Origin of the sequence: Micromonospora sp. CPCC 205558 (assembly GCF_036902955.1) — a bacterium.
Taxonomy (GTDB): domain Bacteria; phylum Actinomycetota; class Actinomycetes; order Mycobacteriales; family Micromonosporaceae; genus Micromonospora.
Window position 1 is genome coordinate 147,724 of sequence record NZ_JBAKHR010000017.1, and the last position, 22,571, is coordinate 170,294.

Below are 22,571 nucleotides of genomic sequence, written 5' to 3' on the forward strand. Positions count from 1 at the left end.
GTTCGAGCTGACCACGTGGCCGGGGGGCGCTGGGCGTGTCGCCTGGCGACCCCCGACGCGTCGACCCGAAGAGGTCAGCGACGCAGGGTGAGGATCAGGTCGGCGACCAGGGCCGTCCAGCCGGTCTGGTGCCACGCGCCCAGGCCGGCCCCGTTGTCACCGTGGAAGTACTCGGGGAAGGCGATCAGGTCCCGCCAGTCCGGGTGGGTCTGAAACAGCTGCGCGGCGCCGTAGATCGGGCGTCGACCCCAGTCGTCCTGGGTGAAGAGCGCGATCAGCCGGGCCGAGAGGTCGTCGGCGATCTCGTCGAGGGTGCGCTTCACGCCGGAGCGGGTCGGGTACTCCACCTGGAGGTCGTCGCCGAAGAACGCCGCGTAGTCACGCAGCGCGCTGATCAGCAGGAAGTTCGTCGGCATCCAGATCGGACCGCGCCAGTTCGAGTTGCCCCCGAACAGTCCGCTGGTCGACTCGGCCGGCTCGTAGCCGACGGAGAACTCCTGCCCGCCGAGGGTGACCGAGAACGGCTTGTCCAGGTGTGCGCGGGACAGCGTACGGAGGCCGAAGTCGGAGAGGAACTCGTCGGGGTCGAGCATCCGGGCGAGCAGGCGGACCACCTGCTCCGGGCCGACCATGGACAGCAGCCGCTGCTGCCGGCCGTCGGGGCCTAGCCGGCGGGTGCCGATCACCTGGGCGTACTCCGGGCGGTTGGTGAGGAACCAGCGCAGCCGGGCGCCCAGCTCCGGTAGGTGGTGCAGGGTCCTGGCGGTGAGCCGGGTGGTGGCGGCCAACGGCAGCAGCCCGACGACCGAGCGGACCTTCAGCGGCACCTTCGTGCCGTCGGCGAGGCGCAGCACGTCGTAGAAGAAGGCGTCCTCGTCGTCCCACAGCCCCTGCTCGTACGCGGCGGCGGCGATGTAGGCGAAGTGCTCGAAGAACTTGGTGGCGGTGTCCACCCAGGTCCGGTCATGCTCGGCGAGCACGATCGCCATGTCCAGCAGGTTGAGCGCGTACATGCCCATCCAGCCGGTGCCGTCGGACTGCTCCAGCACACCGGCGACCGGCAGCGCCGCCGAGCGGTCGAACGGCCCGACGTTGTCGAGCCCGAGGAAGCCGCCCTCGAAGACGTTGTTGCCGCCGGTGTCCTTGCGGTTGACCCACCAGGTGAAGTTGAGCAGCAGTTTGTGCATCACCCGGGCCAGGAACTCGTAGTCCCGACCGCCGTCGATCTCGAACACCTTCAGCGCCGCCCACGCGTGCACCGGCGGGTTCACGTCACCGAACGCCCACTCGTACGCGGGGATCTGGCCGTTGGGGTGCAGGTACCACTCGCGCAGGAGCAGCAGCAGTTGGTCCTTGGCGAAACTCGGGTCGACCCGGGCGATGCTCACGCAGTGGAAGGCCAGGTCCCAGGCCGCGTACCAGGGGTATTCCCAGGGGTCGGGCATGGAGATGACGTCGAAGCTGGTCATGTGCCACCAGGCGCTGTTGCGCCCGTGTCGACGCCCGGCCGGCGGCGGCGTCGAACCCGGATCGCCTTCGAGCCAGCGCTTGACGTCGAAGTGGTAGAACTGCTTGCCCCACATCAGCCCGGCGATGGCCTGCCGGGCGACCAGCGCCTCGTCGGGGCTGGCGGCCGGCGGGATCAGCCCGGCGAAGAACCGGTTCGCTTCGGCCCGTCGCGCCCACACCACGGCCTCGAAGCCCTCGCTGAGGTCGGCCGGGGGCGGTGGCGCGGCGGCCGGCGGCGACGCGGTACGGGTGAGTCGCAACCTGATCTGGCGCTGCTCGCCGGCCGGCACGTCGAGCACGTAGTGCAGCGCGCCCTTGGTGCCCTCCCGGGCCGGGTTGACGGTGGCCGCGCCGTTGACGACGTGGTCGTTGATGCCGTCCTTCGGGTACGGGGAGCGGCCGGGCAGGCCCCAGAGCCGTTCGGCGTTGGTGTCGTTGTCGCAGAGCAGCGGCACCGGGCCGCCGTCGCCCTCCAGCAGCAGTTGGCCGAGCACCCGGTGCTCGCCGACGAGCCGGGTGCCCTGGCCGGTCAGCCGGGGGATCCGGTCGCCGCCGGGCAGGCCCCAGGCCCAGGTGTTACGGAACCACAGGGTGGGCAGGACGTGCAGGGTCGCCGCCTCGTCGCCCCGGTTGGCGACGGTCACCACCATGCACAGGTCGGTCGGGGACGCCTTGGCGTAGTCGACGGTCACCGCCCAGTACCGGTCGTCGTCGAAGATCCCGGTGTCCACCAACTCGTACTCGGTGTCGTCCCGGCCGCGCAACGCGTTCACCGCGACGAGTTCGTCGTACGGGAAGGCGGCCTGCGGGTAGTGGTAGCGCCACCGCATCCAGGAGTGGGTGGGCGTGGAGTCCTCGTACCACCAGTACTCCTTGACGTCCTCGCCGTGGTTGCCGCCGTCGCCGCCGAGGCCGAACATCCGCTCCTTGAGGATCGGGTCCTTGCCGTTCCAGAGGGCGAGGGCGAACGCGAAGGTCTGTCGTTCGTCGCAGACGCCGGCCATCCCGTCTTCGTTCCACCGGTAGGCTCTGGACCGCGCATGGTCGTGCGGGAAGTAGTCCCAGGCCGTACCGTGCTCGCTGTAGTCCTCCCGTACCGTCCCCCACGCCCGTTCGGACAGATAGGGACCCCATGCGCGCCAGTCCTGCTCCCCCGAGTCGGCCTGGGCGAGCCGGAGCCGCTCAGCGTCGGGTGGCGAGGCGTCGGAGGACGATCGGTCAGTGATCACGTGCACATCCTTGACGTCGCCGCGGTACTTGACCACAGCGGCCATTCTCGTCGTGGCGTGTTACACCCCGCCGTCGGTGGAGGAAAGTTGATCGACATTTGCTTCGGCCCGCAGATCTGCGGCGATCTGACCAGCGCCGCGAGCCGGGAGTGGCTGGTCCCCGACGGCCTCGGCGGCTATGCGATGGGCACTGTCGCCGGGCTGCGGACCCGTCGCTACCACGGTCTGTTGGTGGTTCCCGGCGAAACGCCGGCGTCCCGCCAGGTGGGACTGGTCAGTCTCGATCCGGCGGTCACCCTGCCATCCGGCGCGCGGGTGCGCCTCGGCGCGCACGAGTGGGCCTCCGGCGACGTGGACCCGCGCGGCTTCGAGCTGTTGGAGCGCTTCGACCTGGTCGACGGGCTGCCCCGGTGGCGGTGGCGGATCGGCGCGGTGGTGATCGAACGGGAGTTGGCCATGCTGCCCGGCCGCTCCTGCGTCGCGGTGGTGCACCGGCTGGTCGCCGGTGGGCCCGTCCGGCTGGAGCTGTCCGCGGCCTGCACCTGGCGGGACGCGCACGGTGAACGGCGGGCCGACGGCCCGATCCCGCAGGTCGAAGCGGTGGCCGACGGCGCGGTGGTCGAGGGCGCGTACCGGCTCGCCGGGCCGGGCTGGGCGCCCGAGGGGCAGTGGTGGCTGGGCGTGCACCACCGCGAGGAGGCCAACCGGGGGCTGCACCCGGACGAGGATCTCTGGTACGCGGGCCGCTTCTCCGGCGAGCTGGAACGCCCCGGCGACACGGTGTCGGTGCGGGCGTGGACCGCCCCACTCGACCTGGAGCCACCGGCGGCGGAGGAGATCGTGGCGACCGCCCGACAACGCAACCGGCAGGTGGTGGCGACCGCGAAGCCGGCCGACGACATCGAGGCCACCCTGGCGCTGGCCGCCGACGCGTTCGTGGTGCGCACCAACCACGCGGCGGTGGACGTGGTGGCCGGCTATCCGTGGTTCGGGGCCTGGTCGCGGGACACGATGATCTCGTACGAGGGGCTGTTCCTCTGCACCGGTCGCGCCGAGCTGGGAAGGGCTCTGCTGCGGTCGTACGCGGGGACGCTCTCCGAGGGGATGCTCGCCAACACCGCCGACACCGGTCGGGTGGAGTACAACACCGTCGACGGCACGCTGTGGTTCCTGCACGCGGTGAGCCGGCACGTCACCGTCACCGGCGACACCGACCTCGGCGACGAGTTGCTGCCCGCCCTGCGCACGGTGGTCGACGCTCATGTGGCCGGCACCCGGTACGGGATCCGCGTCGACCCGACCGACGGGCTGCTCACCCAGGGCGCCGCCGGCACGGCGCTGACCTGGATGGATGCCCGGGTGTACGGGGTGCCGGTCACCCCGCGTACCGGCAAGCCGGTCGAGGTCAACGCGTTGTGGATCAACGGGCTGGCCGGGCTCGCGGAGCTGACCGAGCTGGCCGGGCAGAACGCCGACGAGTTGTGGCGACGCCACGGGCAGGCGACCACCTCGTTCCGGGAGCGGTTCCCGGCGCCGACCGGCTGGTTGCACGACGTGCTGGACGGGCCCGCGCCGGCGTACCCGCTGGGTGGGGCGGCCCTGCACGACGACGACGCGTTGCGCCCCAACCAGCTGCTGGCCTGGTCGCTGCCGTACGCGCCGATGGAGTCGGACGAGGCGACGCTGCGCCGGATCGCGGACGGGCTGCTCACCCCGCTCGGGCCTCGCAGTCTCGCCCCGGATTCGGCGGAGTTCGTGGGCCGGCACCGGGGTGGTCCGGCCGACCGGGACGGGGGCTACCACCAGGGCACGGTGTGGCCGTGGTTGCTCGGCCCGTACGTGGACGCCGCGCGCCGAGGGAAGATGTCCGTCGATGACGCATTCGTTGGTATTGAAGCCCATTTGATGGAATATGGGATAGGCTCGGTGAGCGAAACGGCCGATGGCCTCGCGCCGCACACCGCTACCGGCTGCCCGTTCCAGGCATGGTCGGTGGCCGAGCTGCTGCGGGTGCGGCGAAAGAGCCAGTAGCGCTTTACACGACCGCAATGGTGGTGTCGCCGCTGGTTATCGCGATCCCGGCAGGATTGGCCCCGATCCAGACGCGACGGCGACATCGATTCCGGTGTCGATCGGCGCGCGCCCGGGGACAACTCAAAGGGGGCCGCATGTCACTCGATGCCCACGTGATCGACATCAACCCCGCCCGACAGTTGCGGGTGCTGATGCTCTCCTGGGAGTACCCGCCGGTGCTCGTCGGCGGACTCGGCCGACACGTGCACGCGTTGTCGGTGGCACTGGCCGCCGCCGGCCACGAGGTCACCGTCATCACCCGCCACAGCGAGGGCGCACCCCTGGAGGAGTACGCCGAGGGCGTCCGCATCCTGCGCGCCCCCGAAGACCCGGTCACCTTCCCCCTCGCCACCGGCTCCCTCCTGGCCTGGACCATGGCCTTCAACCACACCCTCACCCGCACCGCCCTACGCGCCACCGAATCCGGCAGCTACGACGTCATCCACGCCCACGACTGGCTCGTCGCCCACACGGCCGTCACCCTCGCCGAACACCTGGACCTCCCGCTGGTCACCACCATGCACGCCACCGAGGCCGGGCGGCACCAGGGCTGGCTGCCCGAGGAGATGAACCGCACCATCCACGGCGTCGAGCACTGGCTCAGCGGTTCCTCCATTCGGGTGATCACCTGTTCCGGGTACATGCGCGAGCAGGTGACCACGCTCTTCGACGTACCGGCCAGCCAGGTCGACGTGGTGCCCAACGGGGTCGACGACCGGGCCTGGCGGGCCCGCCCCCGTGCGGTCGCGTCCGCCCGGGCACGCTTCGCCGGCGACGGCCCGTTGGTCGGGTACGCCGGACGGCTGGTCTACGAGAAGGGCGTCCAGCACCTGGTGCACGCCGTACCCCGGCTCCGCGAACGGCACCCGGGGCTGCGCGTGGTGATCGCTGGCGACGGCCCGTACCGCACCGAGTTGGAGGCGGAGGCCCGGCGGCTGGCGCTCAGCTCGACCGTCCGGTTCACCGGGTTCCTCGACTCCACCCAACTGCCGGCGATGCTCGGTGCCACCGACGCGACAGTGGTCCCCAGCCTCTACGAGCCGTTCGGCATGGTGGCGCTGGAAGCGGCAGCCGCCGGAGCGCCCCTCGCGGTGGCCCGCACCGGCGGCCTCGCCGAGATCGTCGAGCCCGGCGTGACCGGGGTGACGTTTCCGCACAGCGACCCGGACGCGCTCGCCGGCGCGGTCGGCCAACTGCTCGGCGACGAGATCTTCGCCCGGCGGCTGGCCCGCCGGGCCCGCACCATGGTCGGCGAGCGGTACGGCTGGGCCACCATCGCGGCACGCACCGCCGCCAGCTACGCCACCGCTCGACGCGAACACGGCCCCGTGCAGGCCCGCCGCGCGGCTGCCCGACTGGCCGGCGGACGGACCCGGATCGCCATCCCGGAGGGGAATCTGCTGGCCCGGGCCGACCCCGCCGCGTGCTGACGTACGTCAGATGACCTATAGGTGACTTCCGATCTGCTGGTTAGGGTGTAGCCCGGACAGCGGCTGAGGAGGAGCGTGCAGAGGTGCTGATCGCCAGTCGGTACCGGCTGCTCGACATGGTGGGTCGCGGGGGCATGGGCCGGGTCTGGCGTGCCCGCGACGAGATGCTGCACCGCGAGGTAGCGGTCAAGGAGATCGTTCCACCGGGTTGGCTGGACGATCATGAACAGGCCCGGGTGCGCTCGCGCACCATGCGGGAGGCGCGCGCCGCGGCCCGACTCAACCACCCCGCCGTGGTCCGGCTCTACGACGTCGTCGCGGTCGACGGCAGCCCATGGATCGTCATGGAGTACGTCCCGTCCCGCACCCTGCAGGACGTCGTGGACGCCGAAGGGTCCCTGGAACCGTCCCGCGCGGCCCGGATCGGCCTGGCCGTGCTCGACGCGCTGCAGGCCGCGCACACCGCCGGGGTGCTGCACCGCGACATCAAACCGCAGAACGTGCTCATGGCGCACGACGGGCGGGTGATGCTCACCGACTTCGGGCTGGCCACCTTCGACGGCGGCGACGGCACGATGACCCGCCCCGGCATGGTCCTCGGTTCCCCGCAGTACGTGGCACCGGAGCGGGCCGCCGAGGGGGTGTCCACGGTGGCCGCCGATCTGTGGTCGCTCGGGGCGACCCTGCACGCCGCTGTGGAGGGGCAGTCCCCGTACGCCCGCAGCACCGCGATGGCCACCCTCAGCGCGCTGGCCGCCAGCCCGCCGGACCCTGCCCCGCACGCCGGGGCGCTCGCGCCGGTGCTGGACGGGCTGCTGCGCCGCGACCCACGCGACCGCCTCGATCACGACACGGCCCGTCGGTTGCTCAGCACGGCCGCGACCGGCCCGGCCGACCCGCCGTCGGCCACCGACGGGCCCTCGGCCGAACCGCCGGCGCCGGGGCTGGTCGACCAGGCCACCCCGGCCGACGACCCCGACGACCCCGACCCCACCATTCCGCTGCCCGATCCGGACGCCCCGGCCGCACCCGGCGGCACCTCCCCCACGCCGGCCCCGGACCCGTCGGCCGCCGGGCGCACCGCGCGGCGGGTGGCGGTGGTCGCCGTGGCGCTGCTGGTAGCCGTGGTGGCCGGCGTCGGCACCGCGCTGATCGTCGACCGCGGCAAGCCCGGCGACACCACCGGCTGGTCCTCCCCGCCGCCGGACCGTCCGCCCAACGGTGGGCCGCTCGGCCCCGGCCCACTGCCGAGGGGACGGGGCATTCCCCCGCCCCCGTTCGCCTGCGTCCGCCCGGACATCATCGGTGCGCCCGTGCGGCCCGGCACGCCGCAGCCGGGCGAAGAGTTCCAAGCGCCGCCCGGCTGGGTCTGGCACGCCGACACCACCGGCTTCCGGGTGTCGGTACCGGCGACGTGGTGGACCTCCCGCGACGGCACGGCGGCGTGCTTCCAGGACCCGGCGACCGGCCGGGCCTTCAGCGTCGCCGAGGGCGGTGCCGTCGACCCTCTGCAGCGGCTGCGGACCGCCCGCGACGCGGCAGCCGCGGCGGGAGCCCTGCCCGGGTACGACGAGATCCGGCTCGCTACCGGCGACGGTGGAGCCGAGTGGGAGTGCCGCTGGCAGACACCGCACGGACGGTGGCTACGCGCCCGCCAACAGACCCTCGGCGCCAACCGCCTGACGCTGGGTTGGATCACCTATGACGAGGACTGGGCCGCGGCCGCGGCCGACTGGGAACTGGTGCGAAAGAGTTTCCGACCACCCCGCTGACCTGCACCGTATGGTCATGATCCGGACCACCGTCCGTTCTGGATCGAGGCCGCTCAGTGGATGAGAAAGCCGACATTGGTGGCTATCGTGGATCCCGGGGTGACCGAGGGGGAGCGACCGTGCATCAGTTGCTGATCGCGGGTCGGTACCGGCTGCTCGACCTGGTCGGCACCGGCGGAATGGGCCGGGTGTGGCTTGCTCGCGACGAGATGCTGCATCGCGACGTGGCGCTGAAGGAGGTCGTGCCGCCGTCCTGGCTGGCCGAGACCGAGCGCGCGGAGTTGCGGCTACGCACCCTGCGTGAGGCACGCACCGCCGCCCGGCTCAACCATCCCAACGTGGTCCGTCTCTACGACGTGGTGCACGACCGGGACAGCCCATGGATCGTGATGGAGTACGTGCCCTCCCGGTCGGTGCAGCAGATCATCAGCGCCGAAGGGCCGCTGAGCCCACGGCGGACCGCCCGGATCGGGTTGGCGGTGCTCGCCGCGCTGCGGGCCGCGCACGCCGCCGGAGTGCTGCACCGCGACGTGAAGCCGCACAACGTGCTCGTGGCCGACGACGGGCGGGTGGTGCTCACCGACTTCGGGCTGGCCACCTTCGACGGCGGCGACGGCACGATGACCGGGCCCGGCACGGTGCTCGGCTCACCGCAGTTCGTCGCCCCCGAGCGGGCCCGCGATGGCGTGTCCAACGCGCGCACCGACATGTGGTCGCTGGGCGCGACGCTCTACGCGACGGTCGAGGGGCAGTCACCGTACGCGAGGTCGAGCGCGATGGCGACGCTCAGCGCGCTGGCCACCGAAGCACCGGACCCGATGCGTCGAGCCGGTCCGTTGCGTCCCGTCCTCACCGGCCTGTTGCAGCGTGACCCCTGGCGGCGGCTGACCGCCGTCGAGGCGGAGCCGCTGCTGCGCGGTGCCGCGGCGAGCCACGACGAGCCGGCCGGGCCGGACCGGTCCTCGGCGGTGGCGGCGGTCCGCAGCGCCGGCCGGGCCGTCACATCCCACCCGGTCGCACCGGTGCTCCCGCCGAGCGAGCCGCCGACACCGACGCCGAGCTCGCGCCCAGCGCGTCGGCCCGTCCGGCGACAGCGCCTGATCGCCCTGGCTGGCGCGGCCACCGCTCTGCTCGTCGCGGGAGGCGTCACGCTGGCCCTCATCAACCGACACGATGAACGGACGCCACCGTCCGGCTCGGGTGGGGGCGCGCCGAGCGCCCGGCCGGCGGCGTTCGCCTGCGCGTCGTCCCCGCCACCGTCGGCGGCCCCGGTGGTGTCGGTGTCACCGCCAGCCGACGCGAGATACCGGCTGCCCGACGGGTGGACCTGGTACGACGACCCGACCGGGTTTCGGATCGCCGCGCCGGTGGGGTGGGCGCGCTGGACCGAGGGTCCGGTCACCTGTTTCCGGAGATCCAGCGCGTCCCGGGTGCTCAGCGTCGAGGCGGGTCCGGCCCGCGCGGATCCGGTGGCGTACTGGAAGGCCGAGGAGGTTCGGCTGACCGCGAGTGCGGCGCTGCCGGGCTATCGCAAGGTGGACATCTCCGCGATGGACATCTTCGAGGGCGGCGCGGTGTGGGAGTGCGGCTGGCAGAACGCCCTCGGCGTTCCGGTGCACAGTTTCCGACTGCTGATCAACACCTCGGCCGAGCGCTCCTACACCGTCTCGTGGTTGACAGAAGAGTTCGACTGGCAGGTCAACGCGGCATACTTGCCGATGATCCGGCAGAGCTTCACCCCCACCCTGTAACTCGGTCCAATGTGGACCGCCCGGGTGATGCCCCTGCGGCGCCGACGCTGACTACAGTGGCGTAGTTTTGGCGCTCAAGATCCTTGGGGAGGGTGAGCCGAGATGATGGGACCGCAACACGCGCTGTCTGGCGCGGCGGTGTGGCTGACTGGCTCCTGGGCACTGGAGCAGTTCGCCGATTACCACCAGTCGCCGCTCGCGTTGGCGGTGGGCACCGCGGTGTGCGCCGGTGGGGCGCTCTTTCCCGACCTCGACATGTCGGGCAAGGTGACCAAGAACCAGGGCGGGGCCACCGTGGCCCGCACCTTCGGAGTCTTCTCGCTCTTCGCCGCCGAGGTGATGGAGAAGATCTCCCTCGGCGTCTACTACGCCACGAAGCTCAGCAAGGATCCACGCCGCAACAACGGGCACCGGACGCTGACCCACACGCTGCCGTTCACCTTCCTGATCGGCTGGGGCACCACCGCGCTCTGCGCCGCGTACGGCAAGTGGGCGGTCATCACCATCCTGTTCTTCATGTTCGGCCTGGCGCTGCGCGGGCTGTTCGACAAGTGGGCCGAGCGGGCCGGCTGGGTGATCATCACGCTCGCGTCGGCCGGGGCGGCCTGGTTCACCTACGCCAACCTGCCGGGCGGGCGCGGCTATCCGCTGATCGGCACCGCCCTGGGCGTGGGCTGTTTCGTGCACATCCTCGGCGACATGATCACCCGAGCCGGCGTGCCGATCCTCTGGCCGATCCCGATCAAACGGCGCATGTGGATGATGATCGGCCTGCCAAACAAGATCGCCCTGCGCGTCGGCAGCAAGGCCGAAGTGGTCGGAATGCGCATCGCACTGACCGCCGTCTCGGCGCTCGCCACCCTCGGCCTGATCGCGCCCTCGGTGCTGAGCCGGTTCGACATCGACATATGACCGATCCGGCGGCGGTGGTCCCGCCGGTCGCGGACGAGCGCGTACCGGATTTCTGCCGTGCGCTGGGGCTGCCGGGTCTCGCCGACGTGCACGTGCACTTCCTGCCGCCGCGACTGCTCCGCCGGGTGTGGGCCTACTTCGACGCCGCCGGGCCGCTGGTCGGCACCGAGTGGCCGATCCGCTACCGGTCGAGCGACGCCGACCGGGTCGCGCACCTGCGCCGGCTCGGGGTGCGGGCGTTCAGCGCGTTGGCGTACGCGCACCGGCCGGGCATGGCGGCGGAGCTCAACCGCTGGACGCTGGATTTCGCCCGCGACACCCCGGGCTGCCTGGCCTCGGCCACGTTCTACCCCGAGCCGGATGCCCCCGGGTACGTTGCGGCGGCCCTCGCGGAGGGCGCCCGGCTGTTCAAGCTGCACCTCCAGGTCGGCGGTTTCGCGCCGACCGATCCGGCGCTGGACCAGGTGTGGGGGATGCTGTCGGACGCGGGCGTGCCGGTGGTGGTGCACGCCGGGCACGCCCCGGTGGGCACCGCCCACACCGGCCCGGACCCGTTCGCGGCCCTGCTCGCCCGGCACCCTCGGCTGACCGCCGTGGTGGCACACCTGGGCGCACCGGACTACCCGGCGTTCCTGGACCTGGCCGAGACCTACGAGCGGGTCCGGCTGGACACCACGATGGCATTCACGCCCTTCTTCGACCAGTTCGTCCCATTCCCCACCGACGAGTTGCCGCGGTTGCGGGAGCTGGGGCTGGCCGGCAAGGTGCTGCTGGGCAGCGACTTCCCGAACATCCCGTACCCGTACGCCGACCAGGTGGCCGGGCTGGCCCGACTGGACCTGGGTGACGACTGGCTGCGCGCGGTCTGCTGGAACAGCGCCGCCGCCCTCTTCGACCTGCCCTGAGCCCGGCCCCGGCCGGCCGCCGCCGCTCTCACCGCCCCCTCACCCCAAGATCGTGCTCGATCCTTGTTGTAGTGGCCTCCGCCTCGGACCCAGGGGACTACATCCGGGATCCAGCGCGATCTTGAAGAGCGCCCCCCGAACCTGCACGCGCAGGGCGTTCGAGAGGGGCCGCGCACCCGCTGAATTTCTTTTCGACATCTGCTATTGACGTCGCCGTAACAGGTGGCCTAGCGTCCTGTCGAACCGCTTCGTCGAAGCGCTTCGACGAAGTCCCGGGAAGCGGTTCCACCCCAGGCCAAAGGAGGTACGCGGTGGCCACCATGCACGACGTCGCCCGCCTCGCACAAGTCTCGGTCAGCACCGTCTCGTACGTGCTCACCGGCACCCGGCCGATCTCGCAGGCCACCCGCAACAAGGTGCTCGCCGCGATGGCACAGCTCGACTACCAGCCCAACGCGATGGCCCGAGGGCTGGCCAGTCGCCGCAGCCGGATCCTCGGCCTGCTGATGCCGATGGACGAACGCGGCCTCGGCGCCACCGAAACCGCCTTCGTCACCGGTGCCGCCGCCGCGGCCAGCGTCGCCGGCTACCACCTGGTGCTCTCCCCGGTCGGCGGGGGCAACCTCGACGACCTGCGTCGGCTGGCCAGCCAGCGGATGCTCGACGGGGTCGTGCTGATGGAGGTTCAGCTGGCCGACGAGCGGGTCACCGTGCTCCAGGAGGCGGGGGTGCCGCTGGTGCTGATCGGCCGCACCGGCGACACCACCACGCTCTCCTACGTCGACATCGACTTCGACCAGACCGTCCGGGATGCCGTTGCGCACCTGGTCGGCCTCGGGCACCGGCAGATCGTCTACGTCAACCACTCGGCCGCCACACTGGCCAGCGGTTACGGGCCGGCGCTGCGGACCCGGGACGCCTTCACCGCGGCGATGACCGGGCACGGCCTGGAGCCGGTGATGATCGCGGCCGAGGACAGCGCCGCCGGTGGTCGAGCCGCCCTGGCCGCCGCGTTCGCGCAGGCCCCGGAGCTGACCGCGGTGCTGGCCATGAACGAGACGGCGATCTTCGGCATCCTCGGCGAGTTGACCGGCCGCGGGTTGTCGGTGCCCGACGACGTCTCCGTCGTCTCGATGGTCACCTCGCCGCAGGTCGCCGAGCTGGCCACCCCGGCGCTGACCGCGATGACATCACCCGGCTCGGCGCTCGGCCGCATCGCGATCGAAGCGCTGACGAGCCACCTGGATGGCCCCGCCGACCTTCGTCACCAGCAACTGCTGCCGTGCACGTTGGAGGTCCGGGGGTCGACCGCCGCACCACGGCGGCCGGCACTGGCTACATCTGGTCCAACGTCGAACGACGGCGTCTGACCAGCGAAAACGGCCCGCCATCGCGCTGCAACGCGACGACGGGCCCCGTGAGGTACCGGCTAGTACTCAACGAGGAGGATAGTAATGCAGCGATTCCACCGGATCGTCGCCGCGATCGCCCTGGCGGCGACCGCGACGACCACCGTGGCCGCCTGCGGCGGTGGTGACAACGGGGACAGCAGCGACGCCAAGGTTCTGAAGCTCTGGCACTACGAGAGCGAGACCAGCGCCATGGGCGTCGGCTGGAACAAGGCGATTGAGATCTTCAAGTCTGAGCACCCGGGCGTCGAGGTGCGCTTCGAACGCAAGGCGTTCGAGCAGATCCAGCAGAACGCTGGCATGATCATCAACTCGTCCGAGGGCCCGGACATCATGGAGTACAACAAGGGCAACGCGACCGCCGGGCTGCTCTCCTCCCAGGGCCTGCTGGCCGACCTGAGCGGCGAGGCCGACAAGCGCGGCTGGGCCGACAAGCTCAGCCCCAGCCTGCAGACCACCGCCCGGTACAGCGACAAGGGCGTGATGGGCTCCGGCAACTGGTTCGGTGTACCGAACTACGGCGAGTACGTCACGGTCTACTACAACAAGGACCTGTTCCAGCAGAACGGCGTCAAGGTCCCGACCAGCATGGCCGAGATGACCGCCGCGATGGACACCTTCGTCGGCAAGGGCATCACCCCGCTGGGCATGGCCGGTGCCGAGTACCCCGCCGGGCAGCTCTTCTACCAGCTCGCCCTCTCCAAGGCAGACCGGCAGTTCGTCGACAACTACCAGCTCTACAAGAACCCGGTCGACTTCAAGGCCGACCCGCTCAAGTACGGCGCGGACACCTTCGCCCAGTGGGTCCAGAAGGGCTACGTCGCCAAGAACTCGGCCAGCCTCAAGGCCGAGGACATGGGCACCGCCTTCATCGGCGGCAAGGTTCCGATGATCGTCTCGGGTAGCTGGTGGTACGGCCGGTTCAAGACCGAGATGAAGGCCAACTGGGACACCTTCCTCTTCCCCGGCAACACCCTGCAGGCCGGCTCCTCCGGCAACCTCTGGGTCGTCCCGGAGAACAGCAAGGCCAAGAGCCTGGCGTACGACTTCATCGACATCACCCTGCGTCCGGAGGTCCAGGACCTGATCGGCAACAACGGTGGTGTTCCGGTCGCCGCCGACGCGTCGAAGATCACCGACCCGAAGGACCGCAAGCTGATCGAGGACTTCAACACGGTCAGCGGGCAGGACGGGCTCGCCTTCTACCCGGACTGGCCGGTCCCCGGCTACTACGACGTGCTGGTCTCCGGCTTCCAGGGCCTGATCAACGGCTCGAAGTCGCCCGACCAGGTCCTCGACACGATCGCCAAGCCGTACGCCGATGGCGTCAAGGAGATCACCGGCAAGTGACACGGCGAGCGGCGGGCGTGACCGGAACAACCGGCGCGCCCGCCCGCCCCGCCGGGAAGGATCTTCCATGGCAGTCTCCGAGACGGTCGCCGCCACACCGCCGGCCGCGACCCCAGCCCCACCCGCGCCCAGCCGCACACGTCGCGGCCGCAACGCGGCCTACTGGCTCTACCTGCTCCCCGGAGCGGTGCTCTTTCTCCTCGTCATCGGCGCGCCCCTGGTCGGCACCCTCTATCTGTCGTTGACCAAGTGGTCCGGCGTCGGCGACCCCCGGTGGGTCGGCCTGGACAACTACCAGCACCTGCTGCAGGACGACGTGTTCTGGGCGTCGTTCCGCAACACCGTCTGGATGATCGTCGCGATGGTGGTCGTGCCCACCCTGCTCGGGCTGCTGCTCGCCGCGGTGCTCTTCGACGTCATCGGTCGCCGGTTCAAGCCGCGTACCGCCGCCGCGTTGCGGGCCGCGTTCTACCTCCCGCAGGTGCTGCCCGTCGTGGTGGCCGGCATCGTCTGGGGCTGGATCCTCCGCCCCGACGGCGCGTTCAACAGCCTCCTCGACGCGGTCGGTCTCGGCGCGCTACGCCACGACTGGCTCGGCGACCCGGGCACCGCCCTGCCGGCCGTGATGGCCGTGATGATCTGGGTGCAGATCGGCTACCCGGTGGTCGTCTTCATGGCGGCGTTGCAGCGGGTCGACCCCGAGCTGTACGAGGCCGCCGAGGTCGACGGCGCGAACTGGCTGCACCGGTTCCGGGCGATCACCCTTCCGCAGATTCGGCCGGAGACCTTCGTGGTGGCCCTGACCTGCACCATCGCCGCGTTGAAGGTGTTCGGGCCGATCTTCGCCCTGACCCGCGGCGGCCCGGACAACGCCACCAACGTGCCGAGCTACTTCGCCTACTACACGTTCTTCAAGAAGCTGCAGGTCGGCTACGGCTCCGCGATCTCCATGGTGCTGACACTGATCATCGTGGTGGTGGCCGGGATCTTCATCTGGATGCAGGCCCGCAGCGAGCGCCGGGACCGGGGGTTCTGACATGGCCGTCACGCTCACACCGAGCACCGCACCGGTGACACCGGCCCGGCCCGTACGCGACCGGCACCACCGCGGCGTCAGCCGCTGGGTGGTGCTCGCCCTGGTCATCGTCGGCGCGCTGGTCATGCTGGTGCCGTTCGCGTTCATGCTGCTCAACGCGTTCAAGTCGCCCGGCGACTATTCTTCGGGCGGCCCGCTGAGCTGGCCGACGGAGTTCTACACCAAGGGTCTGCGCACGTACTGGACCGAGGTGAACTTCCCGCTCAAGTTCTGGAACTCGGCGATCATCGCCGGCTCCGTGGCCGTGCTCGGCGTCGCCGTCTCACTGCTCAACGCGTACGCCCTGGGCATCGGCCGGGTCCGTGGCCGGCTGTGGATCGTCGGTCTCTTCCTGCTGGCGAACATGCTGCCGCAGGAGGCGCTGATCTACCCGCTGTACTACGTGGCGAAGCAGGTCGGCCTCTACAACACCCAGCTCTCGGTGATCATCATCTTCACCGTGATCCAGAGCGCGTTCGGCACCTACCTGCTCGCCTCGGTGATGAGCACGTTCCCGCGCTCGCTGCTGGAGGCCGCCGCGCTGGACGGCGCCGGCAAGTGGACGGTGCTGTGGCGGGTGGTCTTCCCCAACCTGCGGCCCACCCTCGCGGTGCTGCTCATCTTCTTCTTCATCTGGACCTGGAACGAGTTCCTCATCCCGCTGGTCATGCTGATCGACAACCAGACGCAGACCATTCCGGTCGCGCTCGCGTCGTTGCAGGGCGACCGGCTGATGGACGCTCCGACCACCAACGCCGGCGCGCTGATCAGTCTGGTGCCGGCCATCCTCTTCTTCCTCATCTTCCAGCGCACTCTCGCGCGCGGCATCACGGCAGGAGCCGAGAAGTGAAGTTCACCGACGGGTACTGGCAGCTGCGCCCCGGCGTCAGCGTCCTGCGCCCTGGCACCGTGGAGTCGGTCGAGCCGGACGAGCGCGGCTTCACCGTCTTCGCACCGACCGGTCAGATCACCGGACGCGGCGACACCCTCAACCGCCCCCTGGTCACCGTCCGGTTCTTCTCCCCCGCCCCCGGCGTCATCGGCGTGACCATCGCCCACCACACCGGAGGGCTGCCCCGCGAGCCGCACTTCGGGCTGAGCACCGACGAGACGCACCCGGTCACCGTCGACGTCACCGGGCTCAGCGCGACGCTGACCACCGGCGAGCTGACCGCGCGGGTCGCGCTGATCGACGGGTGGCAGGTCGACTTCCTGCACGGCGACCGGCTGGTCACCGCGTCCACCGCACGCAGCATCGGCGTCGTCACCGACGCCGAGGGCCGCCGGCACGTGCACGAACGGCTCGCCCTCGGCGTCGGCGAGACGGTGTACGGGCTGGGCGAGCGCTTCGGCCCGTTCGTCAAGAACGGCCAGACCGTCGACATCTGGAACGCCGACGGGGGCACCGCCAGCGAGCAGGCGTACAAGAACGTCCCGTTCTACCTGAGCAGCGCCGGCTACGGGGTCTTCGTGGACCACCCGGAGCACGTGTCGTTCGAGGTCGGCTCCGAGGTCGTCACGCAGACCCAGTTCAGCGTCGAGGGCCAGTCGTTGACCTACTACGTCATCGACGGGCCCCACCCGAAGGACGTGCTGCGCCGGTACACCGCGCTCACCGGCCGCCCGGCCCGCATCCCCGCGTGGTCGTACGGGCTCTGGCTGTCCACGTCGTTCACCACCTCGTACGACGAGAAGACCGTGACCGAGTTCGTCGACGGGATGGCCGAGCGCGGACTGCCGCTGTCGGTGTTCCACTTCGACTGTTTCTGGATGCGTCAGTTCCACTGGGTCGACTTCGTCTGGGACCCGGCGACCTTCCCCGACCCGGAGGGGATGCTGCGCCGGCTGCACGAGCGCGACCTGAAGGTGTGCGTCTGGATCAACCCGTACATCGCGCAGCGCTCCTACCTCTTCGAGGAGGGCCGCGAGGCCGGCTACCTGGTGCGCAACCCGGACGGCTCGGTCTGGCAATGGGACAAGTGGCAGGCCGGCATGGCGCTTGTCGACTTCACCAACCCGGACGCGGTCGCCTGGTTCACCAGCAAGCTCAAGGTGCTGCTGGACATGGGCGTCGACTGCTTCAAGACCGACTTCGGCGAGCGCATCCCGACCGACGTGGTGTGGCACGACGGTTCGGACCCGCAGCGGATGCACAACTACTACTCGTACCTCTACAACAAGGCGGTCTTCGAGCTGCTGGAGACCGAGCGCGGCAAGGGCGAGGCGGTGCTGTTCGCCCGCTCGGCCACCACCGGCGGGCAGCAGTTCCCGGTGCACTGGGGCGGCGACTGCGAGTCGACGTTCGTCGCGATGGCCGAGTCGCTGCGCGGCGGGTTGTCCCTGGCGGCGTCCGGCTTCGGCTACTGGAGCCACGACATCGGCGGTTTCGAGGGCACACCCGACCCGGCGGTGTTCAAGCGGTGGGTCGCCTTCGGGATGCTCTCCTCACACTCCCGGCTGCACGGCTCCGGCTCGTACCGGGTGCCGTGGGCGTTCGACGAGGAGTCCGTCGACGTGCTGCGGCACTTCACGCACCTCAAGCTGGGCCTGATGCCGTACCTGGCGGCCGCCGCCGAGGAGGCACACCGCGACGGCACACCGATGATGCGGCCGATGTTCCTGGAGTTCCCGGACGACCCGGCGACGGCACACCTGGACCGGCAGTACATGCTCGGCCCGGACGTGCTGGTCGCACCGGTGCTCAGCGCCGACGGCGACGTCACGTACTACGTACCCGCCGGCACCTGGACGCATCTGGTCACCGGCGCACAGGTCACCGGCCCGGCCTGGGTGACCGAGAAGCACGGCTTCGACAGCCTGCCGGTGCTGGCCCGACCGGGTGCGGTCATCCCGTTCGGCTCGCGCAACGACCGACCGGACTACGAGTGGGCCGACGATGTGCGGCTGCGGGTGTACGCACCGACCGAGGGGCAGCGGACCCGGGTACGGGTACCGTCACCCGGCAACGGGCCGGGCGCCGAGTTCGACGTGCGCTACGAGGGTGGGACGGCCAGCGCCGAACTGGTCGCCGGCACCTCGACGGGCTACATCTGCGAGATCCAGGGGACGGAACGATGACGCAACACCACTTCCCGGAGAGCTTCGTCTGGGGCTCGGCGACGGCGGCGTACCAGATCGAGGGTGCGGCGACCGAGGGCGGGCGAGGACCGTCCATCTGGGACACCTACAGCCACACGCCGGGTCGGACCCTCAACGGTGACACCGGTGACGTGGCGGCCGACCACTACCACCGGTGGGCCGACGACCTCGGGCACATCGCCGACCTCGGGCTCGGTGCGTACCGGTTCTCCATCTCCTGGCCCCGGGTGCAGCCGGGCGGCTCGGGCCGGTTCAACCAGGCGGGCATCGACTTCTACTCGCGGTTGGTTGACGGGCTGCTGGAGCGGGGCGTCCGCCCGGTCGCCACCATGTACCACTGGGACCTGCCGCAGGAGTTGGAGGACGCCGGCGGGTGGGCGGTACGGGAGACCGCGCTGCGCTTCCAGGAGTACGCGGCGGGCATCGTCGGTGCGCTGGGCGACCGGGTGCACACCTGGACGACGCTCAACGAGCCGTGGTGCTCCGCGTACCTGGGCTACGCCTCCGGGGTGCACGCGCCGGGTCGGACGGAGCCGGCGGCGGCGCTGGCCGCGGTGCACCACCTCAACCTCGCGCACGGCCTCGCCGGCCGGGTGGTCCGGGAGCTGGCCCCGTCCGCCGAGCTGTCGGTGACGCTGAACCTGCACGTCATCCGGGGTGCCTCCGACTCGGCCGCCGACCAGGACGCGGTCCGGCGGATCGACGCGTTGGCGAACCGGGCGTTCCTCGGCCCGATGCTGGACGGGGCGTACCCGGCCGACCTGCTGGCCGACACCGCCTCCGTCACCGACTGGTCGTTCGTCCGCGAGGGTGACGAGAAGCTGATCGCGGTGCCGCTGGACGTGCTCGGGGTCAACTACTACTCCAGCACGCTGGTCCGGGCCTGGGACGGGGTGTCGGCCCGCTCCGACGCCGACGGGCACGGCGCGTCGACCTCCACGCCGTGGGTCGCGGCCGACGACGTCGACTTCCTGCCGCAGCCCGGCCCGTACACGGCGATGGGTTGGAACATCGACCCGCCGGCGCTGACCGAGCTGCTGCTGCGCCTGCAGCGCGAATACCCGAATCAGCCCATGATGATCACCGAGAACGGCGCGGCGTTCGACGACGTGGTGTCGGCCGACGGCCGCATCCACGACGACCGGCGCATCGACTACCTGCGTCGGCACATCGGCGCGATGGCCGACGCCCGCGCGCAGGGCGCGGACGTTCGCGGTTACTTCGTCTGGTCGTTGCTGGACAACTTCGAGTGGGGCTACGGCTACGACCGTCGCTTCGGGATCATCCGGGTCGACTACGACACCCAGGTCCGCACCTGGAAGGACAGCGCCCACTGGTACCAGCGCCTGGCCGCCACCGGAAAGCTGGACTCGGCGCAGGACTGAAGTCCCCCGCCACGCCCGCACCGAGCTTGCGGCCATGTCCTGACGAGCGTGATGCCTGTGAGTCATCTTGATGACTCACAGGCATCACCTGCACCGCGACGTGAAGGAGTTCGCTGGGCAGACGCCCACGGCGCTGGCCGCGGCGCCGCGGCTCGCGACTGACGACGCGGCGTGGCCCGTCCTCTTCCACCCCGACTGAGACGTCCACTGCCGTGTCACTTTCCGTGGGTACGGCGTCATGGCGCCACGGTGGCTCCGCCGGCAGACTCAGGGCATGGTTGAGCGCGTCACCGTCGTCGCCTTCGCGGGCATGCAATCCCTCGACGTCACCGGGCCGTGGGAGGTCCTGGCAGGGGTGAACCGGTACCGGGCGGCACGTGGTGAGCGCCCCGCGTACGACCTGCGGCTGGCGGGCGCGGAGGCCGAGGTGGTTTCCGAGAGCGGCGTGGTCATGATGGCCACCGCGCTCGGAGAGCCGGTCCGGACCGGTACCCTCGTCGTGCCCGGCGGCCGTGCGGCGACGGCCGAGGACGGGCACGCCGAACTCCTCGCCTGGTTGCGGGAGTGCCGCCCGACGCGGTTGTTGTCCATCTGTTCCGGGGCGTTCCTGTGCGCGCGGGCCGGGTTGCTCACTGGTCGCCGGGTGGCCACCCACTGGTCCCTGTCCAGGGACCTCGGTCGGCGATTCTCCGACCTCACTGTCGACCACGACGCCCTCTACGTGCACGACGGCCCGGTCTGGACGTCGGGTGGTGTCACGTCGGGAATCGATCTGGCGCTGGCCGTCGTGACGGCAGACCAGGGAGCACGGGTCGCCCAGGAGATCGCCCGCTGGCTCGTGATGTTCCTGCACCGGCCCGGCCAGCAGGCTCAGTTCTCCGGCCCGGTGTGGTTGGAACGCGCCACCGAGAAGCGGGTGGCCGCCGTTCAGCGTGCCCTCGACGCCGACCCGGCCGCGACACACCGGATCGACGACCTCGCCGCGCAGATCGCCATGTCGCCCCGGCACTTTCAGCGGCTCTTCGCCCGGGAGACGGGACTGACCGTCGGACGCTACCTCACCGAGCTTCGCCTGGAGGCCGCCAAACGCCTGCTGGTGCAGTCCGACCTCGGCCTCGACGCGGTGGCGACCAGGGCGGGATTCGGATCCGCCGAATCGATGCGCCGCGTTTTCGGCGAACGGCTCGACACCACCCCTGGCGCTTTTCGCGCGCGCTTCTCGACCCTCTGACCGCAGCCACATCGACTGTAGGAGCTTCCGGTGACCCACGTCGTCATCCCGCTGTACGAGCGTTACACCGCGCTGGACGTCATCGGCGTCTACCAGCCACTGGCCCTCACCCCGGGCATCGACGTGCTCCTGGTCGCCGAACGCCCCGGGCCCGTGCGCGACGATTGCGGAATGGTCTCCCTCGTGGCCGAGTCCGCGTTCGACGACGTGGTGGCGACCGACGTGCTCGTCGTCCCGGGAGGACCGGGGACGGTCCAGGCTCTCGCCGGGCCCTTACCGGGCTGGATCAGGCGGATCCATGAGACGACGACCTTCACCACCTCAGTCTGTTCCGGCTCGATTCTCCTGGGAGCAGCGGGACTAATTCGGGGACGACGGAGCACCAGCCACTATCTGGTGGCGCGGGAACTGGTCCGCTTCGGCGCCGTGCCGACGGCCCAGCGGGTCGTCGAAGAACTGGACGCACGGATCATCACCGCGGCCGGCGTGTCGAGCGGCATCGACATGGGACTGAGACTCGTCGAACTCCTCACCGACCGGACGACCGCGGAGGCGGTCCAGCTCTGGATGGAGTACGACCCACAGCCGCCCTTCGACAGTGGCCACCCCTCCCGCGCCACCCCCGAGGTGATCGCCCGAGCGGCGGCGTACGACAGCGCGGCCAGAGTGGCACGTTGACCTGCCGGTCGGCGCCCCTGCTAGACCCCGACGCGCTGCGGCGGGACGGTGAGCCCGTAGAGCTCCATCAGCTCGGGGGTGTCGATCCGGCTGCCGTCGGCGACCGAGTCGCAGGCGATGTCGACGATCTGGTCCTTGTGCGCCAACAGGTACGGCCGGGCGCCCACGTCGGCGCTGGCCAGGGTGGCGATGCCGGGCCAGTGCCGGCGACCGAACAGCATCGGATAGCCGCGCAACCCGTCGTAGGTGGCGCAGACCAGCACGTCCGGGTACGGCAGCGCGGCCACCCGGTTGACCGCCGTGGCGGTCAGACCCGGCATGTCGACCGGGACCACCACCACCGCCTCGATGCCCTCGTCGTCCATGGCGGCCAGGCCGGCCCGGATGGACGAGCCGACCCCGGTGCCCCACGCCTTGTTGATCACAACGGTGGCCTTGCCCAGGTCAGCGGTCTCCTGGACCTGGTCCGCTGCGGCACCCAACACGACCACGATCTGCTCGCAGCCCGCCTCGGTCATCGTGTCGATCATCTGATTGACCAGGGGTTTGCCTCCCTGGTGCAGCAGCGCCTCGGGACCACCGATTCGTCGTCCCCCGCCTGCGGCGATGATCATTCCTGCGATCCGGTTCAGCTGCGCCCCCTCAAGCACGGAACGGACCGTGACCGATCCGCCCCCTCCTACGGACACTGCAACGAGGACGTCCAGCCGAGGGTGGCGGGGCGAAAAGGAGAAATAGCACAACCGTTACACGACCGGCATCC

General features: G+C 70.7%; 17 protein-coding genes. 15 read left to right on the plus strand and 2 right to left on the minus strand.

Features of this window, described 5'->3' with window-relative positions; genetic code table 11:
• Positions 1-74: 74 nt before the first annotated feature.
• Complete coding sequence (locus V6U86_RS20375) at positions 75-2,783, minus strand: MGH1-like glycoside hydrolase domain-containing protein (protein ID WP_334505439.1); 2,709 nt, start codon at positions 2,781-2,783, stop codon at positions 75-77.
• Positions 2,784-2,825: 42 nt separating this feature from the next.
• Between V6U86_RS20375 and V6U86_RS20380 the strand changes: the two genes are divergently transcribed.
• The 15 genes from V6U86_RS20380 (at position 2,826) to V6U86_RS20450 (ending at position 21,808) form a co-directional block, all read left to right on the plus strand.
• Complete coding sequence (locus V6U86_RS20380) at positions 2,826-4,769, plus strand: amylo-alpha-1,6-glucosidase (protein WP_334505440.1); 1,944 nt, start codon at positions 2,826-2,828, stop codon at positions 4,767-4,769.
• Between the two features lie 137 nt (positions 4,770-4,906).
• Positions 4,907-6,241: a glycosyltransferase family 4 protein gene (locus V6U86_RS20385; protein ID WP_334505441.1), complete on the plus strand. Its 1,335-nt coding sequence runs from the start codon at positions 4,907-4,909 to the stop codon at positions 6,239-6,241.
• An 83-nt stretch (positions 6,242-6,324) separates the two neighbouring features.
• Entirely contained in the window at positions 6,325-8,013 is a 1,689-nt protein-coding gene (locus V6U86_RS20390) for a serine/threonine-protein kinase (protein WP_334505442.1), read from the plus strand.
• 119 nt (positions 8,014-8,132) lie between these two features.
• Positions 8,133-9,764: a serine/threonine-protein kinase gene (locus V6U86_RS20395; RefSeq protein ID WP_334505443.1), complete on the plus strand. Its 1,632-nt coding sequence runs from the start codon at positions 8,133-8,135 to the stop codon at positions 9,762-9,764.
• A gap of 102 nt (positions 9,765-9,866) precedes the next feature.
• Complete coding sequence (locus V6U86_RS20400) at positions 9,867-10,676, plus strand: metal-dependent hydrolase (protein ID WP_334505444.1); 810 nt, start codon at positions 9,867-9,869, stop codon at positions 10,674-10,676.
• Positions 10,673-11,581: an amidohydrolase family protein gene (locus V6U86_RS20405; protein WP_334505445.1), complete on the plus strand. Its 909-nt coding sequence runs from the start codon at positions 10,673-10,675 to the stop codon at positions 11,579-11,581. The genes V6U86_RS20400 and V6U86_RS20405 overlap by 4 nt, the downstream gene beginning before the upstream one ends.
• Before the next feature lie 320 nt (positions 11,582-11,901).
• Positions 11,902-12,951, plus strand: coding sequence for a LacI family DNA-binding transcriptional regulator (locus V6U86_RS20410; RefSeq protein WP_334505465.1), 1,050 nt, complete (start codon positions 11,902-11,904; stop codon positions 12,949-12,951).
• An 84-nt stretch (positions 12,952-13,035) separates the two neighbouring features.
• Positions 13,036-14,340, plus strand: coding sequence for an ABC transporter substrate-binding protein (locus V6U86_RS20415; protein WP_334505446.1), 1,305 nt, complete (start codon positions 13,036-13,038; stop codon positions 14,338-14,340).
• 67 nt (positions 14,341-14,407) lie between these two features.
• Entirely contained in the window at positions 14,408-15,376 is a 969-nt protein-coding gene (locus V6U86_RS20420; protein ID WP_334505447.1) for a carbohydrate ABC transporter permease, read from the plus strand.
• Position 15,377: 1 nt separating this feature from the next.
• On the plus strand, positions 15,378-16,265 hold the full coding sequence (locus tag V6U86_RS20425; RefSeq protein WP_334505448.1) for a carbohydrate ABC transporter permease: 888 nt from the start codon (positions 15,378-15,380) through the stop codon (positions 16,263-16,265).
• Positions 16,262-18,493 carry an alpha-xylosidase gene (gene yicI, locus V6U86_RS20430; protein WP_334505449.1) on the plus strand — a complete coding sequence of 744 codons (2,232 nt, stop codon included), beginning with the start codon at positions 16,262-16,264 and terminating at the stop codon, positions 18,491-18,493. Before V6U86_RS20425 ends, yicI begins: the two co-directional genes overlap by 4 nt.
• A complete protein-coding gene (locus V6U86_RS20435) occupies positions 18,490-19,899 on the plus strand; it encodes a GH1 family beta-glucosidase (RefSeq protein WP_334505450.1) in 1,410 nt (469 codons plus the stop codon). Before yicI ends, V6U86_RS20435 begins: the two co-directional genes overlap by 4 nt.
• Before the next feature lie 70 nt (positions 19,900-19,969).
• On the plus strand, positions 19,970-20,098 hold the full coding sequence (locus V6U86_RS20440; RefSeq protein WP_334505451.1) for a hypothetical protein: 129 nt from the start codon (positions 19,970-19,972) through the stop codon (positions 20,096-20,098).
• Between the two features lie 75 nt (positions 20,099-20,173).
• Entirely contained in the window at positions 20,174-21,130 is a 957-nt protein-coding gene (locus tag V6U86_RS20445) for a GlxA family transcriptional regulator (RefSeq protein WP_334505452.1), read from the plus strand.
• Between the two features lie 30 nt (positions 21,131-21,160).
• Positions 21,161-21,808: a DJ-1/PfpI family protein gene (locus tag V6U86_RS20450; RefSeq protein WP_334505453.1), complete on the plus strand. Its 648-nt coding sequence runs from the start codon at positions 21,161-21,163 to the stop codon at positions 21,806-21,808.
• Positions 21,809-21,828: 20 nt separating this feature from the next.
• On the opposite strand, the gene V6U86_RS20455 is transcribed toward V6U86_RS20450, so the two are convergent.
• Positions 21,829-22,422 carry a nucleotidyltransferase family protein gene (locus tag V6U86_RS20455; RefSeq protein ID WP_334505466.1) on the minus strand — a complete coding sequence of 198 codons (594 nt, stop codon included), beginning with the start codon at positions 22,420-22,422 and terminating at the stop codon, positions 21,829-21,831.
• Positions 22,423-22,571: the final 149 nt, after the last annotated feature.